The sequence below is a fragment of the Methylobacterium sp. AC690 genome (genome assembly GCF_979256535.1).
This window is the reverse complement of the sequence record NZ_CEEDOX010000159.1, coordinates 1-230: the sequence shown is the minus strand read 5'-3', so window position 1 is coordinate 230 and position 230 is coordinate 1. Positions and strand designations below refer to the sequence as shown.

Genomic DNA, 230 nt, shown 5'->3' with positions numbered 1-230 from the left:
GGCGTCGATCTCGGCCTCGGTCAGGTCACCGATCGCTGAGCGGCTCCCGAGGAAGCCGCCGGAGAAAGGCCCCTCTTCGTCCGCGAAGGCGACGACGTCGACCGGAAGGCCGGCCCGGGCCAGCGCCAAGCCGGCGCCGACGCCGAGCGCCCCGTCGAGCCAGCCAGCCTCGTTCTGGGTCTCGTTGTGGCTGCCTACGAGGAGGTGGGGGCCTGGGCCGCGATGACGCC

Annotated in this window: 1 pseudogene; it reads right to left on the bottom strand. The window is 73.5% G+C overall.

Annotation, left to right across the window (positions count from 1 at the left end):
• Positions 1–230 (bottom strand): annotated as a pseudogene (locus AC0IY1_RS25710) (Zn-dependent hydrolase); the annotation flags it as partial.